Annotated in this window: 28 protein-coding genes; 6 read left to right on the top strand and 22 right to left on the bottom strand. The window is 46.2% G+C overall.

The window, feature by feature from the left end:
• Positions 1–891 precede the first annotated feature (891 nt).
• The 18 genes from BLV90_RS05105 to BLV90_RS05020 all read right to left on the bottom strand — a co-directional run bounded on the left by BLV90_RS05105 (position 892) and on the right by BLV90_RS05020 (position 13574).
• A complete protein-coding gene (locus tag BLV90_RS05105; protein ID WP_245726253.1) occupies positions 892–1785 on the bottom strand; it encodes a polyprenyl synthetase family protein in 894 nt (297 codons plus the stop codon).
• Between the two features lies 1 nt (position 1786).
• A complete protein-coding gene (gene xseB / locus BLV90_RS05100) occupies positions 1787–2053 on the bottom strand; it encodes an exodeoxyribonuclease VII small subunit (RefSeq protein ID WP_091737255.1) in 267 nt (88 codons plus the stop codon).
• Positions 2037–3407: an exodeoxyribonuclease VII large subunit gene (xseA, locus tag BLV90_RS05095; RefSeq protein ID WP_091737252.1), complete on the bottom strand. Its 1371-nt coding sequence runs from the start codon at positions 3405–3407 to the stop codon at positions 2037–2039. Before xseA ends, xseB begins: the two co-directional genes overlap by 17 nt.
• A 32-nt stretch (positions 3408–3439) precedes the next feature.
• Positions 3440–4300: a bifunctional methylenetetrahydrofolate dehydrogenase/methenyltetrahydrofolate cyclohydrolase FolD gene (gene folD, locus BLV90_RS05090; protein ID WP_091737249.1), complete on the bottom strand. Its 861-nt coding sequence runs from the start codon at positions 4298–4300 to the stop codon at positions 3440–3442.
• Between the two features lie 141 nt (positions 4301–4441).
• The gene (gene nusB / locus BLV90_RS05085) at positions 4442–4882 is read right to left on the bottom strand and encodes a transcription antitermination factor NusB (RefSeq protein ID WP_177167906.1); all 441 of its coding nucleotides are present in this window, start codon (positions 4880–4882) and stop codon (positions 4442–4444) included.
• 71 nt (positions 4883–4953) lie between these two features.
• Complete coding sequence (locus tag BLV90_RS05080; protein ID WP_091737243.1) at positions 4954–5208, bottom strand: Asp23/Gls24 family envelope stress response protein; 255 nt, start codon at positions 5206–5208, stop codon at positions 4954–4956.
• Between the two features lie 109 nt (positions 5209–5317).
• Entirely contained in the window at positions 5318–5734 is a 417-nt protein-coding gene (locus BLV90_RS05075; protein WP_091737240.1) for an Asp23/Gls24 family envelope stress response protein, read from the bottom strand.
• Positions 5735–5738: 4 nt separating this feature from the next.
• Positions 5739–7088 carry an acetyl-CoA carboxylase biotin carboxylase subunit gene (gene accC / locus BLV90_RS05070; RefSeq protein WP_091737237.1) on the bottom strand — a complete coding sequence of 450 codons (1350 nt, stop codon included), beginning with the start codon at positions 7086–7088 and terminating at the stop codon, positions 5739–5741.
• A gap of 21 nt (positions 7089–7109) precedes the next feature.
• Entirely contained in the window at positions 7110–7622 is a 513-nt protein-coding gene (gene accB / locus BLV90_RS05065; RefSeq protein ID WP_425433862.1) for an acetyl-CoA carboxylase biotin carboxyl carrier protein, read from the bottom strand.
• A gap of 260 nt (positions 7623–7882) precedes the next feature.
• Entirely contained in the window at positions 7883–8473 is a 591-nt protein-coding gene (locus BLV90_RS05060; RefSeq protein ID WP_245726266.1) for a SpoIIIAH-like family protein, read from the bottom strand.
• A gap of 20 nt (positions 8474–8493) precedes the next feature.
• Complete coding sequence (gene spoIIIAG / locus BLV90_RS05055) at positions 8494–9135, bottom strand: stage III sporulation protein AG (protein ID WP_091737228.1); 642 nt, start codon at positions 9133–9135, stop codon at positions 8494–8496.
• Positions 9136–9148: 13 nt separating this feature from the next.
• On the bottom strand, positions 9149–9805 hold the full coding sequence (gene spoIIIAF, locus BLV90_RS05050; RefSeq protein WP_091737226.1) for a stage III sporulation protein AF: 657 nt from the start codon (positions 9803–9805) through the stop codon (positions 9149–9151).
• Positions 9806–11002, bottom strand: a complete 1197-nt coding sequence (spoIIIAE, locus tag BLV90_RS05045; RefSeq protein ID WP_091737223.1) for a stage III sporulation protein AE — start codon at positions 11000–11002, stop codon at positions 9806–9808.
• Positions 11003–11013: 11 nt separating this feature from the next.
• Positions 11014–11403: a stage III sporulation protein AD gene (gene spoIIIAD / locus BLV90_RS05040; RefSeq protein WP_091737220.1), complete on the bottom strand. Its 390-nt coding sequence runs from the start codon at positions 11401–11403 to the stop codon at positions 11014–11016.
• 22 nt (positions 11404–11425) lie between these two features.
• On the bottom strand, positions 11426–11629 hold the full coding sequence (gene spoIIIAC / locus BLV90_RS05035; protein ID WP_091737217.1) for a stage III sporulation protein AC: 204 nt from the start codon (positions 11627–11629) through the stop codon (positions 11426–11428).
• 16 nt (positions 11630–11645) lie between these two features.
• Positions 11646–12164: a stage III sporulation protein SpoIIIAB gene (spoIIIAB, locus tag BLV90_RS05030; protein WP_091737214.1), complete on the bottom strand. Its 519-nt coding sequence runs from the start codon at positions 12162–12164 to the stop codon at positions 11646–11648.
• Positions 12158–13123: a stage III sporulation protein AA gene (gene spoIIIAA / locus BLV90_RS05025; protein ID WP_091737211.1), complete on the bottom strand. Its 966-nt coding sequence runs from the start codon at positions 13121–13123 to the stop codon at positions 12158–12160. The genes spoIIIAB and spoIIIAA overlap by 7 nt, the downstream gene beginning before the upstream one ends.
• A 130-nt stretch (positions 13124–13253) precedes the next feature.
• Complete coding sequence (locus tag BLV90_RS05020; protein WP_091737208.1) at positions 13254–13574, bottom strand: CD1247 N-terminal domain-containing protein; 321 nt, start codon at positions 13572–13574, stop codon at positions 13254–13256.
• A 125-nt stretch (positions 13575–13699) separates the two neighbouring features.
• Here BLV90_RS05020 and BLV90_RS05015 point away from each other — a divergent pair, with 125 nt between their 5' ends.
• From BLV90_RS05015 to BLV90_RS05000, 4 genes are all read left to right on the top strand, one after another.
• Entirely contained in the window at positions 13700–14971 is a 1272-nt protein-coding gene (locus BLV90_RS05015) for an MFS transporter (protein WP_091737205.1), read from the top strand.
• Positions 14972–15145: 174 nt separating this feature from the next.
• The gene (gene comA / locus BLV90_RS05010; RefSeq protein ID WP_091737202.1) at positions 15146–15967 is read left to right on the top strand and encodes a phosphosulfolactate synthase; all 822 of its coding nucleotides are present in this window, start codon (positions 15146–15148) and stop codon (positions 15965–15967) included.
• The gene (locus BLV90_RS05005; protein WP_091737199.1) at positions 15964–16668 is read left to right on the top strand and encodes a 2-phosphosulfolactate phosphatase; all 705 of its coding nucleotides are present in this window, start codon (positions 15964–15966) and stop codon (positions 16666–16668) included. The genes comA and BLV90_RS05005 overlap by 4 nt, the downstream gene beginning before the upstream one ends.
• A gap of 74 nt (positions 16669–16742) precedes the next feature.
• Positions 16743–17198 (top strand): DUF441 domain-containing protein, encoded by a 456-nt coding sequence (locus BLV90_RS05000; protein WP_091737196.1) that lies wholly within the window; start codon positions 16743–16745, stop codon positions 17196–17198.
• 61 nt (positions 17199–17259) lie between these two features.
• Here the strand turns inward: BLV90_RS05000 and efp are convergent, their stop codons facing one another.
• Genes efp through aroQ form a run of 3 tightly spaced genes read right to left on the bottom strand, consistent with a single transcriptional unit; the run spans position 17260 to position 19402 of the window.
• Complete coding sequence (gene efp / locus BLV90_RS04995) at positions 17260–17817, bottom strand: elongation factor P (protein ID WP_091737193.1); 558 nt, start codon at positions 17815–17817, stop codon at positions 17260–17262.
• Between the two features lie 40 nt (positions 17818–17857).
• Positions 17858–18928: a M24 family metallopeptidase gene (locus BLV90_RS04990; RefSeq protein ID WP_091737190.1), complete on the bottom strand. Its 1071-nt coding sequence runs from the start codon at positions 18926–18928 to the stop codon at positions 17858–17860.
• A gap of 30 nt (positions 18929–18958) precedes the next feature.
• The gene (gene aroQ, locus BLV90_RS04985; protein ID WP_091737187.1) at positions 18959–19402 is read right to left on the bottom strand and encodes a type II 3-dehydroquinate dehydratase; all 444 of its coding nucleotides are present in this window, start codon (positions 19400–19402) and stop codon (positions 18959–18961) included.
• 358 nt (positions 19403–19760) lie between these two features.
• Here aroQ and BLV90_RS04980 point away from each other — a divergent pair, with 358 nt between their 5' ends.
• Both BLV90_RS04980 and BLV90_RS04975 read left to right on the top strand, forming a co-directional pair.
• Positions 19761–20726 (top strand): DUF1385 domain-containing protein, encoded by a 966-nt coding sequence (locus tag BLV90_RS04980; protein ID WP_091737184.1) that lies wholly within the window; start codon positions 19761–19763, stop codon positions 20724–20726.
• Positions 20727–20764: 38 nt separating this feature from the next.
• Positions 20765–21112 carry a hypothetical protein gene (locus tag BLV90_RS04975; RefSeq protein ID WP_091737181.1) on the top strand — a complete coding sequence of 116 codons (348 nt, stop codon included), beginning with the start codon at positions 20765–20767 and terminating at the stop codon, positions 21110–21112.
• Between the two features lie 13 nt (positions 21113–21125).
• Here BLV90_RS04975 and BLV90_RS04970 read toward each other — a convergent pair whose 3' ends face one another.
• On the bottom strand, positions 21126–21494 hold the full coding sequence (locus tag BLV90_RS04970) for a protease complex subunit PrcB family protein (protein WP_177167905.1): 369 nt from the start codon (positions 21492–21494) through the stop codon (positions 21126–21128).
• Position 21495: the final 1 nt, after the last annotated feature.

Raw genomic sequence — 21495 nt, 5'->3', positions numbered from 1 at the left:
TTCAGCCACTCTCCTCTAAGCAATAATCTATAAACAAGCGGAGTGCCGGCCCAAGCAACGGGCCGGCACTCGGTTCCCGGTGGACCGGCGCGATGGAGGACAGCCGCCAACGGCCGATCATACGGATGACCAAAGACAGCTTTAAGTAAGAATTCGAGTTGAGAGTGGCAGCAGCTCGGGTAAATATTGCGGCTTAGGTCCAGTAGGTTTTCCCAAGAGGAGATCCTCGATGTCGCCATCGTGGTGGTTTCCCTTTAACTCCTCCTCGACGCGTTACCGTTCGCCGGACTGGATTACCACTTAGTCCGCACTGCAATCCCCGCTCCACCTCGCCAAAAGGCAAACAGTCTAGGGGTTTTCCCCAGCGGTCCCAATTATGCTCTTCCTAGCCTCTTTTGCAGTGCCGCTTTCAGTAGGAGCCATCCAAAGAGGGCGGAAACCTTCATCCCCGCGACACCACTCAAGGCAGGCTACGCTGCCTACTAGGCCGTCGAATACCCGCAAGGCAGGTTGATACCTCGAAGGGACAGGAGATGTCCGACGACATCCCCGTCGAGGCCTCCGCGGAGGCTGGGTCCTCGCCCACATGCCCTTGTGGATCGCCCTTCCTCCTTAACCCCTGGATCGACCCCCGACTGGGCGTCAGAAGCCAACACCAGGGACTTCATCGATGTGCCCTTTGGCGGATTTTTAGCCCCGCCTTCAGAAGAGAGGAACCGACTAGAATACTGCACCACTCTGCATTGGGCTCATTATATCACAATTTTTCGCAGACAGACAACGAAGAGGCTCTGTAAAGAACCTCTTCTAAAAGGTGTGTCATTTTATTCATCACACCGTCACATTAAATTCTACAGATGTATTACTCAAAAGATGTCAATCGGTGCGCGCTTATCGATCACGAGAGACGAGATAATCTGCAATGGCCAATAGATAGTTACCATTGATACTAGGCTCAGAGGTAATACTCGCCTTCGCTTCGGTGATTAACTCCGTTACCCATTGCCGTGATGTTTCAAGGCCCAACAAAGCAGGGTAAGTGGATTTATTTTTCTCTTCATCGCTACCTGTCGTTTTACCAAGTTTTTCTTGTTCTCCGACGATATCCAGGATATCGTCCTGGATTTGAAAGGCAAGACCAATTCCTTCGGCAAATGCTGTCACCGCCGCTATCTGGGATGAAGTGGCTCCTGCCACCTGTGCACCCATACGAACCGAGTAGGTAATTAAGTCTCCCGTTTTGGCACGGTGAATCTCTTGTAGGTGGGTTAAATCGACTTGTTTGTTCTCAGCCAAGATATCTTTAACTTGGCCACCAACCATCCCTTCCGCCCCTGCTCGAATCGACCCTTCATGTATCAATTCCAATCCTGTCTCTGGAGGTAGATCCGCTTGTAAAACACCCTCTGCAATCACACCAAAGGCTTTTGTCAATAGAGCATCTCCCGCAAGGATGGCCATCGCCTCACCATAAACTTTGTGATTGGTCAATCGACCTCTGCGATAATCATCATCATCCATCGCCGGTAAATCGTCATGAATTAAGGAATATGTATGAATCATTTCCACTGCGCAGGCAAAGGGAAGTGCCGTTTCCTCATCAGATCCAAGGGCTTCCGCCGTGGCAAGTACCAACACCGGGCGTAGCCTTTTACCTCCTGCCAATAGCGAATAAGTCATCGCCTCTCGGAGAGTATCGGGTACTCTTGGCATATCTACCATATCAGCCAATCTTTTTTCTACATGTGATGCTTTTTGTTGTAAATATGCTTGAATAGCTATCACCTTATTCTCCGTCTCCTTCTGGGGAAAAAGGCTTCTTCGTCCACTCGCCATTCTCCTGAACTAGCATTTCCACCTGACTTTCCAGGCGTTCTAACTTGGTTCCACATAAACGGGAGAGCCGCATCCCACGCTCAAAGAGACCAATCGCCTCTTCTAAGGGAACCTCTCCATTCTCCAATTGATCCACAACCTCTTCCAGCTGTGCCATCGCTTCTTCAAAGGGCAGGTTTTCAAGGACTTCCTGCCTGGTTTTATCTGATTCTGCCATCGGGATTCTCCTCCCAGCCCCAGACTTGGGCTTTTAACTTTCCATCCGCGAGTCGGACCTTGATCAGATCACCGGGCTCGATCTGTTTAACAGAGCGAACCAACTCCGTTTCGTTTCTACGGTAAACAAGAGAATACCCACGACTCATCACTTTTAGAGGACTAATTGCATCCAACCTCTCTAGCCGGCGGAGCCATTGTTCTCTTCCTTCGTGAATCCTGCGAGACATTTCCCCCTTGCATGCCTTTGTCAAACGTATCCATCGGTCAGACATCTCTGCCAAACGAGCATGGGGGCGTTGGGCAAGTAAACGGGTATGAAGATGTTCTAATCGATGATGCTGACGGAGGATTGGATATCGAACGGTACGAACTAAATCCGTCGTCAGATAATCTAAACGTTGTTGCTCTTGATCTAGCCGTGTTCGCGGACGACGAAAAGGGGGGCGACTCATTGCATGAGTAAGGCGTTCCTGCATCGCATCCAACTGACGTCGTTGTGCACGGATCAGACGACTCTCCAGGGTGGTGAAACGGTACATTTGCTCGTCCAAACGAGGGGTGACTAATTCTGCAGCAGCAGTTGGTGTCGCTGCTCGCACGTCAGAAACAAAGTCTGTAAGGGAGGTATCTGTTTCATGACCTACAGCAGAGACGACAGGGATCTTGGATTCATAGATACTTCTCACAACAACCTCTTCATTAAAGGCCCAGAGCTCCTCCAGAGAACCTCCACCCCTACCCACGATCATAACATCCACATCACAATCATTCATCTGACGAATTGCCTCTGCTACAGCGGCAGGAGATTCCGGCCCTTGTACAGGAACGGGCAAGAGTAAAATATTTACCGCTGAATTACGACGTTGGATGGTTGTGATGATATCCCGGACCGCCGCCCCATGAGCGGAGGTAATCACCCCTACGCGATGGGGGAAAAAGGGAAGAGGTTGTTTAAAGAGGGGAGAAAATAATCCCTCTTTCTCTAACTTCTCTTTTAATTCCTGGAAAGCGGCATATAGATCGCCCACTCCACGGGGTTGCATCGAAGTGACGTATAACTGTACCTGACCGTCTCGTTCATATACGCCAACACGACCACGAATGAGTACGTCGTCTCCATCCTTTGGCTTAAAACGAAGGCGACGAGTATTGCCAGCAAACATGACTGCTCGAATCTGTGACTGTTCATCTTTCAAAGTAAAGTAGAGATGGCCGCGGGCATGCCGTTTAAAATTGGATATCTCCCCTTGGACACTGATCTGTGATAGTACCCCGTCTTGTTCTATCACCAGGGTCAGGTAACGAACAAGGTCCGTGATTGTAAAGGATTCCTCCCGCTCTCTCCCAAGCATGCTCACACCCCTTATCAACCCAGAAAACAGGTTTAACCCTTAATCGTATTGTTTGTAGCAGCTTTACATGTGTTATACAACAACATGGCACGTGTCATCGGACCTACACCACCTGGTACAGGAGTGATATAGGAAGCAACCTTCTCAGCTTGGGCAAAATCAACATCACCCGCAAGCTTTCCATTTTCATCACGGTTCATCCCTACATCGATCACCACAGCACCTGGCTTTATATAATCCGCAGTAATGATCCGTGTTTTCCCCACAGCCGCTATCAAAATATCCGCATCCCGGGTATATGAGGCAAGGTCATGGGAACGGGAGTGACACATCGTAACTGTAGCATGATGTTGTTGCAACAGGAAAGATACAGGTTTGCCAACAATATTGCTTCGTCCTACAACGACCGCATGCTTGCCAGCTATATCGATCTCCGTCCGTTTCAACATTTCAATAATGCCATGGGGGGTACATGGCAATAACGTCGGCAAGCCTGTGACCAACCGTCCGACGTTTTCTGGATGAAAGCAGTCCACATCCTTCTCCGGATGAATAGCAGCGATAATGCGGTCTTCGGAAATATGATTCGGTAAAGGCAATTGTACAAGTATACCATCAATGGAAGCATCCCTGTTAAGACGTTCCACCTCAGCCAGTAATTCCTCTTCATTCGTCTCTTTAGCTAAACGAATCAATTCGGAGTGGATTCCTACCTCTCCACAATCACGGATCTTTCCACGTACATAGGTTTCTGAAGCTGGATCGTTACCTACTAAAATAACGGCTAACCCCGGGGTAATACCTTTTTTCACCAATTCATCAACTTTTACTCTCATTTCTTCTTTAATTTGTGCGGCAATTGCTTTTCCATCGATGATTTGTCCCTGTTTCACTCGACGCAACTCCTCTCTGACTGACTGGCTTTACCCTCAATTCTACTCGTTGCAGAAACGGCTGTAAAGAATAAATACGAACATTAAATGTCATTACACATCTAATATACGTATTTTTCAGCTTGAGAGGAGATGCAGAGATCAATTTTTCCCTATAGTGCGCTGAATATCATCCAAGTTTTTTGTTAAATTACCTAAAATACCGTTAATAAATCGAGCAGATTCCTCTGTACTATAGGTTTTTGCTAGATCCACAGCTTCATTCAACGATACTCCTACAGGAATTTCCTCTTCAAATAATACTTCGTATACAGCCATTCGCAAAACGGTTCGATCGACTAGAGAAAGTCGGGATAAAGTCCAATCTTGTTTTAGATACTTTTGAATAATGGGATCCAATAGTTCTGTATGTTGACGCACCCCTTCTGTCAAGCGCAAAAAGAAGGCCAAGTCTTCATTATCTTCATTTCCTTTAGCTAGGCGGCTCCGGTTTTCCAATACAACTTTTTCACCAGCTTCTGGATTCATCTCCAATTGATATAGCGTCTGTAACGTTTGTTCACGTGCTAGCCTACGACTCATCATGTGCCTCCCTTCGACAAAAAATCCCGGACCACAAAGACCGGGAAGTACTATTCCATCAAGAATCTCCTTCAGGTCATCTTGGAGATTAACAAATAGATGAGATTTTGCAGAGCACCACGATAGGTTCTCCAGATTTCAACCTTTTCATCCTCTGCCTCCATCCACACAGATTGACGTCCGCTCAGGACAAAATAGACGGAAATCTGGTTGACAACCACTCCAGAAATCTCTTCAACATTCTTTTTAACAGTAGATTCTAATTGCTCGGACAGGGTCTGTATAGGAGTTTCTCCGTCTACCGTCAGTTTTAACCCAATACCCACAGATGAGGTATTGCCTTCTTACTAATCGCTCCACGCCCGTAACTTTATTCAACGAAACGATGATTCCTATTATCGATAATAGTAGTAGAGTGAAGTTGTAAAAAATCAATTATTTCACACGCTGGGAGGAATCCGTTTCCTTCGTGGAACGATCTTGATCTGCAACGAACTTCACTTCAGCAACTCTGACCGATATCGAAGAAACTGCAAGTCCAGTCATTGATTCAACGGCACTCTTCACGCTTTCTTGGACTTGTTTCCCGATTTCAGGAATGGAGTATCCATAGTGAACGACAATAGAAACCGAGATGCTTGCATCCTCAGTTAGCTCCACTTTGATCCCTTGTTTTGGGTTTTTTCGGCCGAGAAACTGGGTGATATCACCTACGACACCCCCACTTGTTCCTGCAACACCCTCCACCTTAAGAGCCGCAATACCTGCAACAATCTGAATCACCTCAGGAGCAATCTCTACTTTTCCTAGTTCCGTCAACTGAGTTTCATGATGAAAGATCTCGTTTTCCATCGGTTCATTCCTCCTCTAAATTGACCGTTTCAAGGAACTGGATGTGAAAATCACCATCACGGAAGCGTTGATTGGACAACAATTTTAGATGGAAAGGAATCGTCGTACTGATGCCATCCACCGCAAATTCCACTAGAGCACGTTGCATTCGGCGGATTGCCTCATCCCGATCTTTCCCCCATACAATCAGTTTCGCAATCATCGAATCGTAGAAAGGTGGAATCTTATATCCAGGATAGGCGGCACTATCTACCCGCACCCCTACTCCCCCAGGGGGAAGGTAGAACTGGATCGTTCCTGGAGTAGGCATGAATTTCCGATCAGGGTCCTCTGCATTGATCCGGCACTCAATAGCCCAACCATCGATCTTAATATCCTCTTGGTTTACGGTTAATTCTTCTCCCGCCGCAACTAGAATCTGTTCTTGGACGAGATCGATCCCTGTCACCAATTCCGTCACGGGATGTTCTACTTGGATTCGTGTATTCATCTCCATAAAGTAGAAATCTCCTTCTTTGTCGAGAAGGAATTCAACTGTTCCTGCGCCTGTATAATGAACAGCCTCTGCTGCTGCCACTGCCGCTTTACCCATCCGATTTCGCAATTCGGGATCGAGCGCAGGCGAAGGAGCTTCTTCAATCAATTTTTGATAGCGACGTTGAATGGAACAATCTCGCTCACCAAGGTGAATCGTTTTGCCCATCCCATCTGCTAACACTTGGATTTCAATATGACGCGGTTCCACTAAATATTTTTCCAAGTAAACTCCGGAGTTACCGAAGTTGGCAGCAGCTTCTTGCTGTGCCATACGGATCGCTCGCCGTAACTCATCTTCGCTATGTACTACACGCATACCTTTTCCACCACCACCGGCTGTGGCCTTCACGATGACGGGAAAACCAATTTCCGTAGCAGTGCGAAGGGCGATATCTTCATCCTCAATAACCCCTTCTGTACCCGGAACAACAGGTACCCCAGCTTCTATCATTGTATCGCGTGCAGTCGTCTTATCCCCCATCTTTATAATGGCTTCGGGAGTAGGACCGATAAAGGTGATGTTACAAGCTGCACAGAGTTCGGCAAAGTCAGCGTTCTCCGCCAAAAAGCCATAGCCCGGATGAATCGCGTCTACTTCAACCAGAGTGGCAACACTCATCAAATTGGTCATGTTGAGATAACTATCTCTAGATGAGGCAGGTCCAACACAGAACGCTTCATCTGCCAATTTAACATGAAGCGCATCACGATCTGCTTCTGAATAGACAGCAACCGTTTCGATTCCTAATTCGTGACAGGCACGAATGATTCGAACAGCAATTTCTCCGCGGTTGGCAATGAGTACTTTTTTAAACATAGACTTCTCCCCCCTCCGCTGTTAGTCGGCTTTCACCAGAAACAGCGGCTGGCCGTATTCCACTAGTTGCCCGTCTTCAACGAGTATCTTGACGATCTCTCCTCGTACTTCCGCTTCGATTTCATTCATTAGTTTCATAGCTTCTACAATGCATACCACTGTTTTTTCTTCCACCTGATCCCCGGTATTTGTATAGGGATCTGAATCCGGAGAAGGAGACTTATAGAAGGTTCCCACCATCGGAGAAACAATCTTATGTAGGCCCGCATCAGAGTCTACATCATCCTTCGTAGTCTCTTGTGTGTTTTTCACGGGTTGCTCTACAGGAGCCTCCATATGAGCAGAATTCGTTATCGGTGGTTGAGGAGCTGGTGCAGATGGAGTTTCTAATACTTCTGGAGTAACTGTGGTTTCTTTTGAACCTGATATCGCCTTCTTAATTAAGACTTTCGTACCATCATTCTCTAATTCAAATTCTTCGATAGCCGATTCATCAACCAATCGAATTAGTTCGCGAATCTCGTGCATTTTCATCAGCAGAGTACAACTCCTCTCATGTGTCGTGATCCTTGCGGGGCCCGTCCCATTTTAACTTAGCGGATAGATTTCGCTCAAATTTTCGCGGGTTCTCGATTACTCTCCCCATTTTCAGATCGTCTCACTTTATTTTACGTTGTCCCTCACGACGAAGCAAATCTTCGCCGTACCCCTTATCCAATATACCATGAACCACGGTCTCCCACCCCTTTTTCACAAAAAGAAACCTCCTAAAATAGGAGGAGAAATTATTTTTTTTAAGGTTTATAAGCAACGGATACCTTTGTCGCAGGCACATCCATCTGTTGTTTTACCATTCCAATCAGCTTAACAACCTGAGCGTTGGATAATTTATTGCTCTGGACAATCACATTCACTATCCGATTCGCATTTTCAATAACCACTGCATCTTGAAATCCTTCGTTGCGAATCAAGTCTTCCATCACCGATTCGCTTTTATCCACCTTCGTCAGTTCATTGATTTTTGCTTCAGCTTCACTAGCTTTCCCTTTGGAAACCTGTGGGTCCGTCAGGGTTTTCATGTATTCCTCCGTCAATTTGGAACGAAGGGAATTGCGTTGTAATTGATAGCCAACAAAGTAGTCGTTTGCACCTTTTGTTGTACCTTTTTTCTCCTTGGAAGTAGATCCTTTTCCTGAGGTTTTTTGTTCTTTCTCGCCCTTATTGTCTAGTTCTTTTGTTTTCACGTCCACCTTCGGCGTATCGAGTGCCTTCTCTTTCATTGTTGTCTTATCTGCCGGTTCTACCGGCCCGGTTACGATATAGTAAGCGGATAAAACCACCATAAGGGTCAACATCGTCACAAGCCACACCGTTTGCTTATTCATATTCACTGACAATCCCTCCTCTATCCTTTTGGTAACACAGAAATACGATGGATAGGAACATCCAATACCCGCTGAACTGCCTCGATGATCGCAGCTTTCACTTGTAGATTTTCTACACCCCTGGCAACAACCAGCACACCTCTGACATAGGGTTTAACCTTCTTCACCACGATTGGAACCTCTTCTCCATCACCCTTTCGTTGCAACACCACCTTTTCATCCTGATCTGATTGACGGATCTGCCGATTGCCCCCACGTGTATCCGTTTCCTTCGTCACCTGTTCTTGACTTTGGCGGTCGCGCTGATAAACTTCTTCCTCGGATGAATCTAGGTTTACCATCACCGTAACTTCCTTCACCCCGATCACATTGGCAAGCATGTCAGAGAGTTCAGATTCGTACATCGCCTCATATTCCTTCATACTTAGCTCCCCAGAACCTTTGTCCCACTGGGCAGTAGAAGATGCTTCCTGTTTTTCCTTTCCTGGTAAACCACTCGTGGGAAGTCCTTGATTGCGATCTGCGAAAAAGGAAGAGACGATCATGATCCCAACTCCTAGGCAACCGAGTATAAGAAGCCAACGAAAGGTGCTCACCTTCCCCTCACCATTCGCTCCTGCCCCAAGTGCCGCCTCTATCCGGTCAACCAGACGCTTTATCATCGAGACTCCCTCCTCAGGCCTCTGGTTCCGGTACGATCTTTGTTTGATCCGGTGATAATCTCCAGGTCTCGGACAGGTATTGACCTATCTTTTGACTCAAAGCATCGGTTCCTTTTGATCTCTTCGGTTTCTCTTGATTGGGTTCTTTACCAGAGACACCTATATGAACCGGCTTAATTTCGTCCACTTGCTTCACCTGAGTGGATTTTTTAGGTTTTTCTTGTTTTCGATAGTGAAGGATAATCTTCACGATCGAAGGCTCCTTTTCGGCCTTCGTGTTTGTCTTAACTGTCACTCCTGTCACCTCCAACTTGAACCGTCTCTCCACATTTTGCTGAATGGTAAGTGCCATCTTTTTTTCTACTTCCTTCTGAACCAGCTTCTCCTGTTTTTTTTCCATAACCCTCCCATCTTGTTTGATCATGGCAAGGGATGCCCCCTCTTGGTTTCTTATCTGATTATCTAGTGTCAAATCAGATAGTTGAATGTCCTTTTGTAAAAACTGTAGGATCGGAGAAAGAATCGCCATAATGATAAGCAAACCCATGACCAATTTTACATATCGTTCCATCCCATTATGGGGGAGGAGAAGATCCATAAAAGTTGCCAGTATGACAAGGATGATAATCGGTTTTAACCAATCGGCTACCAGTTCGATCAAAGGATTCACCTACCGCATCATGACCGAGATATTGCCAGCCGCTACGATGATCGTGATCGTTAGGAAAAACATCAGTCCCACCGTAGCCAGCGCAGCAAAAATATAGATCAAGGTCTTAGAAATGATGTTCAGGCATTCAATGATGGGGCTATTGCCCAAAGGTTGCAGGACAGCAGCAGAGAAGCTATAGATGAATGCTAGAGAAAGGATCTTTAGTGCTGGAAAGGCACTAATAAAGAGTAGAATAACGACACCAGCGATCCCTACTGCATTTTTAACCAAGAGAGAGGCGCCGACTACGGTATCCGCCGCATCTGAGAACATACGCCCAATGACGGGGACAAAGTTGCCCGTTACATATTTGGCCGTCCGGATGGTTACCCCATCCGTCACTGCTGCTGTCGCACCTTGCACGGAGATGATCCCTAGAAAGATCGTCAACATACTTCCCAGCAACCCAATGCTGATCGTACGAAGTAAATTGGCGAGTTGATTCACCTTGTATTTATCCGAGAGACAACTAACAATGGACAAAATCGCTGAGAAAAAAAGGAGCGGGAATACAACACTGTAGATCACTGTTCCAATAACATGAACCATTAAGACGATCAGCGGATGGAACATTCCCACAGAACCGAAATTCCCCATCGAAGCGAGGAGAGTTAAAACCAAAGGGACGAGTGCCATCATGAAGTCAATCATGCGGCCGATCGCACCTTTGGCCGCTTCCACGGCTACTGAAAAGCTGTCAATCGCCAAGATGATGATGACCAAGAAGGAGATGGCATAGGCGATTTTACTTACCTGGTTTCGCTCAAAGGCCGATTGCAACGTAGAGAGGAACATACTAAACACGGTTAACACGATAATGGTTCCAAGCAACTTTCCGTTATATAACACTTCATGAAAGAGGTATTTACCAAAGGTGAGAAAAAATTTTCCCCAATCCCACCCTCCCTTCGCTTGGGCCAGGATCATGTCGAAGAGATCATCGCCTACCCCTGTAGGGAGAAAACGGCTATATTCTTGCTTCAGCTCACTCCAAAACTGTTCCACCTTATCGGTATGAAGCTGATCCAACTGGGTACGGATAACCTTCTCTTCTAGCCCGTTGCCAACGTCTGCTGCGGTGGCTCCCAATGGTGACCCCAAAATAGAGATGTAAAAGAGTATTAGGAGTCCAGCGATCCGTAACCAATGCACCATGGAAACCATCCTCACGCGGGTAGGATTTGGACAACTGTCTCGATGATCATCGTAATAATTGGGATCGCCATAACCATGATCAGTATTTTCCCTGCCAGTTCAATCTTAGAGGCAATAGAACCTTGTCCTGCATCTCGGGTCACTTGAGCACCAAACTCAGCAATATATGCGATTCCGATTATTTTTAAAATTGTCTCCAGGAACATCGTGTTTACTTTTGCCTTTTCTGCTAGCCGTGTCAGTACTTGAAGGACTTCTGAAATTTTACCGATCAGACTTAAAAAGATGAATAAACCTGTAAATGTCATCAACAGGAAAGCGAAGATGGGCTTTTGTTCTTTGACGACTAGAATGAGGAATGTAGCGATAAGTCCGAGCCCCACCACCTGGATAATGTCCAAGTGGACCGCCTCCTCCGTTTAGCTAATTAAATAAGAAGACGCTCTTGATCGTCCTGAACAAATCCTGCAGTAAGACAACGACCATAAATAGCACGACCACAAATCCCATGAGCGACGTCCAGTGGGCATAGTCTTCTTTTCCCATCTGTTTCAGTACGGTGTGTAGCATTGCTACGATGATGCCAATACCTGCGATCTGAAAAATGGCGTCGACGTTGTACGGCATCGGCCTCTCCCCCTACCTAATAGATCAGGATCACAATCAGCACCCCAGCCAAAACCCCCAAACTACGGCACATCTTTTCATAACGTGTTTGTTCCTCTAAGGCACGGGATTCTTCTGTTCCTAGATTGGTCTTGGCCCGTTGAATATGTTGCATTTGATCCGCACGATCCGAAACCCCCAGCGTTTTACCAAAGTCGATCAGTACTTCTTTTTCTGGTGCCTTCATCAACGTAGTAGGCCAGATTTCTTCCACTGCCCGCTTCCAACAATCATAGGTAGAGACTCCATCCAGAGTCGAGAGGTATTCTGCACAGCGAGCGAAGAGGGATCGTACAGGGTCCTTCTCCCTCTGCGCGAGGTGATTACAGATTTCATCCAATCGCCTCGCCCCATAGGTGATCTCAGTCTCTAGCATGGCAAAGGCTCCCAGCATTTGACGGATCTGGCGCGGGCGCTCTGCATAGCTACGAGCAGCTTGAAACCCTACGGCACTACTTGAGAGGAGGATTAGCGCAGCACCCATCAATTTCAACATGAAAGGCTCTCCCCTTTAACCTGCAGGCGGTTCATCCTCCCATCAAAAAGCGCATCGATTGTCCCTGGACCCCGTGCTCGACTCAGAATCAAGTAGCGCCCAAAAACTCCCTCCTCAATGAGTCGAGCAAGGGCAGGCCGGCGGCATACTTCCTCCATCGAACGACCATGGGCTGTGGTATACAAATGTACCCCTGCATGAATTGCTTCAAAGATAGCCTCACTATCCTCTTGCCTACCGATTTCATCCACGACAAGGAGCTCAGGGGACATCGAACGAATCATCATCATCATTCCTTCCGCCTTTGGACATCCGTCCAATACATCGGTACGCGGACCCACATCATGCTGGGGAACCCCCCCTACACAACCAGCAATCTCTGAGCGCTCATCCACAATCCCAACCTTACGAGAGAGAAGAGATGGAGTTCCCGCGCTCACTACACGAGCAAGATCCCGTAGCAAAGTGGTTTTACCACACTGCGGAGGAGAAATCAGTAGTAGATTGACCAATTCCCCCCGTGGCATCATCATCGGAATAAGCGGCTCCCCTACACCCTTCACTTGTCGAGCGATCCGAATATTAAATCCGGTCACCTCACGCAAATGTTTTACTTGACCTCTTTCTACGACCACTCGCCCAGCTAGTCCGACACGATGCCCCCCTTGAATCGTGACATACCCTCGACGTAACTCTTCTTCCAAGGCATAGAGGGAGTGGTGGCTGATTAAATTAAGCATCTTTCCACAAGTCTCTCGATTGGGACGATACCCTTCATCTGACTGATTCGTCGTGCGCCCTTCAGCAGTGATAAACCATGCTCCATTCGGTGTTATCACCTCAAGGGGTCTTCCTTCTCGTACTCGAATCTCTTCTAGTTGGGATCGGATGCGATCTGGTAAGTTTTCTAGCATACCCTTGATGGACAGCGGGAGTAGTTGCCATATAGAAGAATTCATCTTAGCTACCTCCTGTCCAACCTGGTTTTATTTCATAGTTATGGCTATCGGACAATCATTATGACGCTCACTATAAAAAAGAACCGGCCTCATCGAACAAGGCCGGTCTCTCTATTAAATTGACTCTTTCTTAACTAGCATCATCCTCATCCAAGGTGACGATCTTTTCAGGAGCCACTACCTCTACCTCTTCCCCCTCATCATCCCATAGGTCTTCATCATAGACTAAAAGTTCCACTTCATTTAGATCCTCATCCACCGCTTCCGCATATTCCTCTAATTCTGTCAATCTTATTTGTATTTGCTCATTCTCTTCTACTAATTCATCCAGTACAGAAACTATTCGCTGTAAGATAGTCCCCTGGGGAGTCTGCTCTATCCCTTGGCTTCCAGCCATCAACCCTTGGATAAAAGCCACATCCCGGTGCAGATGATTGGTATCGGCTTCCATATGACTCTCACCTTTTCCTCTGTATTCCGTGTCAGTGTGCCCTATTGTCGAGCTGGAAATACCTCGATAGTTCTAACCAATTTGGATATCCTAACAAGGAGGGTTTCAAGGGAGGTAGAGGAAGGTTGAGCAGAAGTTCTGAAAGCCAACATGGTACAGGTGATATTTTGATTTTATCTTGTATTCCTTTGATCATGGTTCTAGGCAATTCGATGTTAATTCCTGTTTTACCCACGATTAGTAGCCAATTACACATCTCTTCCTTTCAAGTCAGTTTACTGATCACTCTTTTTTCTATATCAGCTGGTCTTATTATTCCCATTGCCGGTATCCTCTCTGATCGTTTCGGTCGAAAATGGGTAATTGTCCCCGCACTCTTCATCTATGGTGCTGGAGGACTATTAACCGGTCTTGCTGCAATATGGAATGGTGGACAGTATGATTGGATGCTAGCCGGACGCATCTTACAAGGACTCGGAGCTGCTGGGACTGCTCCCATTGCGATGGCGCTGGTTAGTGATCTTTTTAACAACGACGAACGAAGTCGCGTCCTCGGAATTATCGAAGCCTCAAACGGCATGGGGAAAGTAATCAGCCCGATACTAGGTTCTTTGCTAGCCTTAATCGCATGGTATGCACTCTTTTTTCTATTTCCGATCTTTTGTGTAGCTATCGCTCTCGCTGTCTGGTTTTTCATTCATGAAAAAGAGAATCGTGAACCCCCTCCCCTTTCCCAATATGGAAAAAGTCTCTCCCAAACATGGAAACGTCAAGGGGGATGGCTACTCGTTGCCTTTTTAGCAGGCGCAGTCACGTTATTTATCCTCTTTGGTGTCCTTTTTTACCTGTCCAACTTCCTAGAGAATCGTTATGGATTAACTGGGGTTCCTAAAGGCCTGGTATTAGCCATTCCCTTACTTGCAATGAGTGGCGTTTCTTATTTTTCTGGTAGCCATATTCGTGAAAAAACATCCCTGATGAAACGGTTAATTATTATAGGCCTCGCATCGATCGCTCTGGGCATGGGCCTAGTTCCTTTGATCTCCAATACCTATCTACTGCTCACGGTCCTCATTATCATCGGAGCTGGAAGTGGCCTTGTTCTTCCCTGCTTAAATATTCTCATCACCTCTGCCGTTGGTTCAAAGGAACGGGGAATAATAACCTCCCTCTATGGAAGTGTCCGTTTTCTAGGGGTAGCGATGGGACCACCAACCTTTAGCGCATTGGCCCCTTATAAATGGTGGCTTTTTCTAGGAACCGCTACGCTCGCAGGTGGTACCGTCTTACTCTGTCTTTGGTTTCTAAAGCAACCTGAAGGGATTCGAGGGAAAGGAGGGCAAATCCGTCTTTATATGCGCCATTCCTTACGTTCATCTGACTCTACAACTTCATAGCCAACAAACGTCTCCGTCACAACTTCTTCCCACTATCCAATCGATTCCAGCACGTCAACCCAAAAAGCCCAGATATACCGCTGGGCTTTTCCTCATTCTCATAGGCTGGCACCTATTAACGAAGTTGGCATAACATAAAATCAGCTATGTCCGATCGAAAGTGAGGAACGCCGCATGGATTCCTGCATGGGAATAATCTGGAACGCATCCCTTAAGGACCCTACACATTCCCGACAATCGAAACCTCGAACCACTGGCCTTACGATGGTTTTAGATAAAGGGATAGGACTACATTCCTTCAGGGACATGTTACAGCTGGCAGGTGAGTACATCGACTTTATTAAGCTCGGCTTCGGAACAGCAGGTATCACCCCTATCCCCATCTTACAAGAAAAACTGCTACTAGCTTCTTCATACGATACCTTCCTTTATCCAGGGGGCACCTTCTTTGAGGTGGCATTTATCCAGGGGAAGACATCCGAATATTTTCACACCCTCAAACAGATCGGTTTTACTTATGTAGAGATCTCTGATGGAACGATACACCTTTCAGAAAAAGAACGTTGTTATTTCATAGAAGAAGCTCGTTCCCATTCCCTTCGTGTCATTACGGAAATCGGAAAAAAAGAGGAGCACTCGATTACACCGATCAATCATCTTGTTCATCTCTTCCATCAAGATCGTGCTTGTGGTGCCGATTTTGTGATCGTCGAAGGGCGAGAATCTGGATACAATGTAGGCATTTACAATCACCACGGAGATCCAAATATCTCCTATGTTGACCAGGTATGCGAGCGGGTCGATCACACACACCTCTGGTGGGAGTGCCCCAAAACACCACAACAAATCATACTCCTTCGTTTACTTGGAGTGAACGCCAATCTGGGTAATATCTGCAACACCGAGATCCTCTCCTTGGAATCCCTTCGTCGAGGATTGCGCTCAGACACTTTCTTCACTTTCACCACCCCCCTAGAAAAGGATCTTGTGCGATGAAAATTTGTGTGCTATCCAGTGTAGATGAGCTTCATAGTAAGATCCTCCCTCACAAAACGGTCGTGATCATCGATGTCTTCCGTGCCTCCAGTTCCATTGTTACTGCATTTTCTGCTGGAGCGGCTTGGATTCGCCCTGCTGAAACAGTTACAGAGGCCAGGGAATTAGTCCAAAAAGGGGAACTGACTGGGGGAGAGCGATTTGGAAAGCCAATTGAAGGCTTTAATCTGGGTAACTCCCCCTCAGAATACACAACGGATCTCATTCGTGACAAAGGAATCGTCATGACTACCACCAATGGTACGCGATCTCTGTTAAAAGCAGCGAAAGCGGAGGGTATCCTGATAGGCTGCTTTCTAAATGCTTCAGCCTGTGCAAACTCAATCCAGGAATTACATCGAGACACGTTACTTCTCTGTGCGGGAACCCGCGGTCAATTCTCCCTTGAAGATGGGATGGCTGCTGGGATGATTATCCATCAACTTAGCCACCTAAACTCTTCACTCCAATTAGATGATCTAAGTTACGCTCTTCTACATAGCTGGACATCCTCACAGCATCGACTACGGGAGGTTCTCTCCCAAAGCCAGTCCGGTCGTCGACTAATCAGTCGGGGCTTAGAACAAGATGTCATCGACTGCCTTAAGGTAGATAGCCTCCCTATCGTACCTTGTTGGCAATCGGATCGAATTATCTTATAACCCACTTTTGTAGAGACTAAATTCCCTTGTCTACTCATACAGTGTGAGTAAACAACGTTGGACAGGGGATAGATATGAGACCCGATCTCGTGCTTGTCATCCTGATCATCATTGGATTACTTGGACGCTCACCCATCATCGCAACTGCAGCCAGTTTGCTCTTAATCCTTAAGCTAACTCATTTAGAAAGATTCTTTCCATTGGTAGAGAGGCGTGGTCTAGAAACAGGACTTCTCTTTCTAACCATTGCCGTTCTTGTCCCCTTTGCTTCCGGACGAATCACAATGAAAGAGGTCGTCTCCGTCTTTACAACGCTACCAGGGGTTCTTGCTCTCGCAGGTGGAGCGCTAGCCACCTATATGAATGGCAAGGGGCTAGATCTTTTAAAACTGGACCCTCAAATGATCATTGGCTTAGTGATCGGCTCCATCTTCGGCATTCTCTTTCTCCGCGGCATCCCTGTAGGTCCTCTGATGGCAGCAGGGATTACTGCTTATCTTGTTAAGCTGTTAGATTGGATGTGGCGTTAGAACGTTTAAAAAAGAGGCTATATCAGGGAGCTCCCTGATATAGCCTCTTTTTGCATTCTGATCATGCCCGGGATAGGTATTCTTCTTTCCGCGTATCGATATTTAAGAGATCCCCTTGGTTAATGAAAAGAGGGACTTGAACAACTAGACCCGTTTCCATTTTTGCCGGTTTGGTTCCACCAGTTGCGGTATCGCCACGGATCCCAGGATCTGTTTCCACAACTTCCAACTGAACGGTATTAGGCATCTCTACACCGAGTGTCTCTCCTTGGTAAAGAACCAAGTTCACATTCATGTTTTCCTTCAGAAATTTCACTTCACGCTCTAAACGTTCTGCTGGCAAGGTTACTTGTTCGTAGCTCTCGGTATCCATAAAGGTATACTCGCCACCCGCTTCATACAAGAACTGCATTTGGCGATTTTCTACATGGGCTCGACCCATTTTTTCTCCTGCACGGAAGGTTCGCTCAGAAATGGCTCCGTTGCGAAGATTGCGCAGTTTAGAACGGACAAATGCGGACCCTTTACCTGGTTTTACATGCTGAAACTCGATTACTTGCCAAACGCCGCCATCCAGTTCGATGGTTAATCCAGTACGAAATTCACTTGTTGAAATCATCAATTGACCTCCTGTTTATTAATAAATTCTTGTAATAAGTCTAGTCGATGATTATCAATTCTTTGGAGCTCGGTGTTAACACTTCATAGCCCTCTTCCGTCACCAGTACATCGTCTTCAATCCGCACTCCACCTACATCAGGAAGATAGATCCCTGGTTCAACAGTGACTACCATACCTGGGGCCAACTTCGTTTCTCCGCGGAAAGAGAGGTTGGGTCCCTCATGGACCTCTAAACCGACTCCATGACCTGTGCTATGGCCAAAACGCTCACCATAGCCATGCTTCGTGATCCAATTCCGAGCAACTTCATCTACTTCTTTCCCAGGGATTCCAGGTCGTATCGCAGCCACTGCTTTTTGCTCCGCTACTAACACAATCTGATAAATTTCCTTTTGTAGAGAGCTGGGTGTACCGATCATGAACGTACGGGTCATATCCGAGCAATAACCCTTATATAGTGCCCCAAAGTCGAGGGTTACAAGGTCTCCTTTTTGTAATACCCGGTCACTTGCCCTTCCATGGGGTAACGCAGAACGTGGTCCTGAGGCGACGATCGTTTCAAAGGAAGAGGACGTTGCCCCTTGTTCTCGCATCAAAATTTCCAGACGAAGATCGATAGCACTCTCTGTTAACCCTGGGCGAACTTCTTCGAGGATCGACAGGAAGGCACGGTCAGCGATTGCCGCTGCCTCTCGTATCAAGGCAACCTCTTCATCATCCTTAACTTCACGCAATTTTTCGATCAATCCACTCTTAGGAAGAAGTACAAAGCCCTCTAAGACAGAGGCCAATTTATCATACTGTTGAAAGGTGAGATGATCCTGTTCAAAGGCGATCTCTTTGACATTTGTCTTCCCTAAGATATCTTTCACATCACGGAACGGTTGCCCTTCATGTTTGATAAAGGTAAAGCTTGGAGCTTCCTCCATCGCTTGTCCTACATAACGGAAGTCAGATATCAAAAACTGGGCATCTCGAGTGATCAATACCCATCCTGCTGATCCGGTAAATCCAGTTAGATAGAGACGACTAATTGGATTAGACAGAAATACTGCATCCAAACCATCTATCACCATCTGCTCCCTTAGTTTAATGAGACGTTGTTCCAACGCGCTTCCTCCTGTCTCAATCGGAACCCCTCAAGGCTTCTCTTTCAATAGTTCCAACACCGCTCTCAAAGCCAGCTCATAGCCATAAAAACCCAAACCTACGATCTGTCCTTGCGTAACGGGGGCTGTAACAGAATGCTCACGAAAGGGTTCTCGACGATGAATATTAGAGATATGTACTTCAATAGCGGGGAGATCAACCGATGCCAAGGCATCGCGAAGTGCATAACTATAGTGAGTCAGTGCCCCCGGATTGATTATTAAGGCATTTACTCTCTCTTCAGCATCATGAATGCAATCAATAAGATGGCCTTCATGATTGGACTGAAATGTCTCTACTTCCGCATCCAACTGCGAGCCTAGAGTAATGAGACTTTCGTTTAATTGTTCTAAGGTTCCGCTTCCATAAACATCAGGTTCGCGTTTGCCCAATCGGTTCAAATTGGGGCCATGGATCACCAAGATATTCGGCAAGGTTTCACCCCCCCTTCATCCTCCGTTATTGTATCACAAAACACCCACACATACCTGAGATAGAGCCCTTCGATTCACAAGTAAAACCTTCCCGCCTTATCATCCCTTTATGGAAAAAAAAGGGTTACCAACCAAAGGATCGATATCCCTTCAACAACGAATATGCTACAATGGAAAGTACCACATCTTAACAGTATTCGTTCCTAATCTTGATCTAAAACAAGTGAAGCAATCAATCTGATCAATCTAAATAATATTTAAACAGCGCAATGTTTAATAGATAATACAAAATATAATTCAAATTTAATCAACTTATGTTCTATACGTATGAACACTTTTAAGAGGAAGTGGACCATCGATGTCAAAAAAACCGATTGCCTACGGCGGCCAAGCGGTCGTTGAAGGAGTAATGTTTGGCGGTAAGCGATCACAAGTTACTGCTATTCGTCGTAAAAATGGGAAGATCGAAACCTATGAAATCATGACTTCTCGATCATCCTCTGTCCTCCAATGGCTGAAAAAGATCCCCATTCTTCGTGGAGTGATTGCTTTACTACAAGCAAGCGCCTCTGGATCTAAGCATCTACAGTTTGCCACGGAGCGATATGATTTGGAACCTGGGGAAGAGAACAACCAACCTACGGAACAAAAACTTAGCAAGATGCAAACGATCCTTGGTGTGGTAACTGTGGGTATACTCTCCCTCATTTTTGGAAAAATGATTTTCACTGCATTACCTGCATTTTTAGCTAGTTATTTCTTTGATGGCACGGTGACCAATAACATTTTACAAAACTTGATCGAAGGTGGCATTAAAACCCTCCTTCTTCTTACGTATTTGCTTGCTATTGCTCAAACTTCTTTGATAAAACGATTATTTCAATATCACGGTGCTGAACATAAAGTGATTAATACCTATGAATCTGGGGAAGAATTGACAGTAGAAAATGTTCAAAAACAATCACCCCTACACTATCGGTGTGGAAGTAGCTTTATCATACTCACTGTTCTCACTGGAGTGGTCCTCTACTCCTTCTTTCAATACGACAATGTATGGGACCGAATTGGAACTCGCTTACTGCTTCTGCCGATTGTGATCGGCATATCCTATGAACTCCTCCGTGTGACGAATGCGCTTCGCGATGTACCGATTCTTTCCTATCTAGGTTATCCAGGATTATGGTTACAAAAACTCACCACGCGTCAACCCAAGGATGAACACGTTGAAGTAGCCATCGCAGCCTTTCAAAGGATGTATGAACTAGATGCGCAGGAAATCACACCTGTAGAAAATCCTAGTTCCTCCCTAGCCCACTCCGGCTAACGATCAGGGGACGATTACGAAGCAAGGGAGATAATATCATGTTGAGTCCCAAGCAAAAAATCGGATATTCGGTTTTGTTTGTACTGATGGCTGTCGGTCTTGTGCGAATTCTTACCGCAAACCTCTTTTGGGTGATGGGAATAATCGCCTTGGTCAGTGTTATTGCTTATCTGTACAAATACCCACCGCGCTGGTTACTTAGACTCAACAACAATCCCCGTCGCAAACGTGTAGTCCAATTTCGTGGTCCACGTAATGTTTCTCACCTTGCCAAAAAGACATCTAAAAAGAAATACAATAAACGGCAACGATCCTTCCGCGTTATCCAAGGTAATAAAAAGGACCCTAAATTACGGAATGCATCACGGAACACAAAAACCCAGTAGACACTGGGTTTTTTTATGGATCAGGACCAGAAGGGGTGATTTGTTTTCCTGTAATGGAATCCAGTACTTCTGGAGGGCTTCCTTTTCCTCTTAATAATAAGTACGGATAAGTTACTACCTGTGGTGTCATCATTCCTTCGGATGGAGGTAATTCCCGGATGTAAACCGTATCCTCCCGCACCTGTTCAATTACTAGACGATAGCCTGGGTTCGGTTTCATTCCCGCGGCAATCAGTAGATAATGGAAGCCTTCATATTCCTTCACATGAACGCCTCGCTCTTTTTTGGCACTACTTACCCACTCAAGTATCGAGGTATGAAACTGTTTCTCTCCCCCTCGGCTGATGAGTCGATAAGAAGGACGATCACTACCAGACACCATC

Origin of the sequence: Marininema mesophilum (assembly GCF_900106775.1) — a bacterium.
Taxonomy (GTDB): domain Bacteria; phylum Bacillota; class Bacilli; order Thermoactinomycetales; family DSM-45169; genus Marininema; species Marininema mesophilum.
Note: the sequence above shows the minus strand (reverse complement) of the source record. Positions and strands in the feature narration are given on the sequence as shown.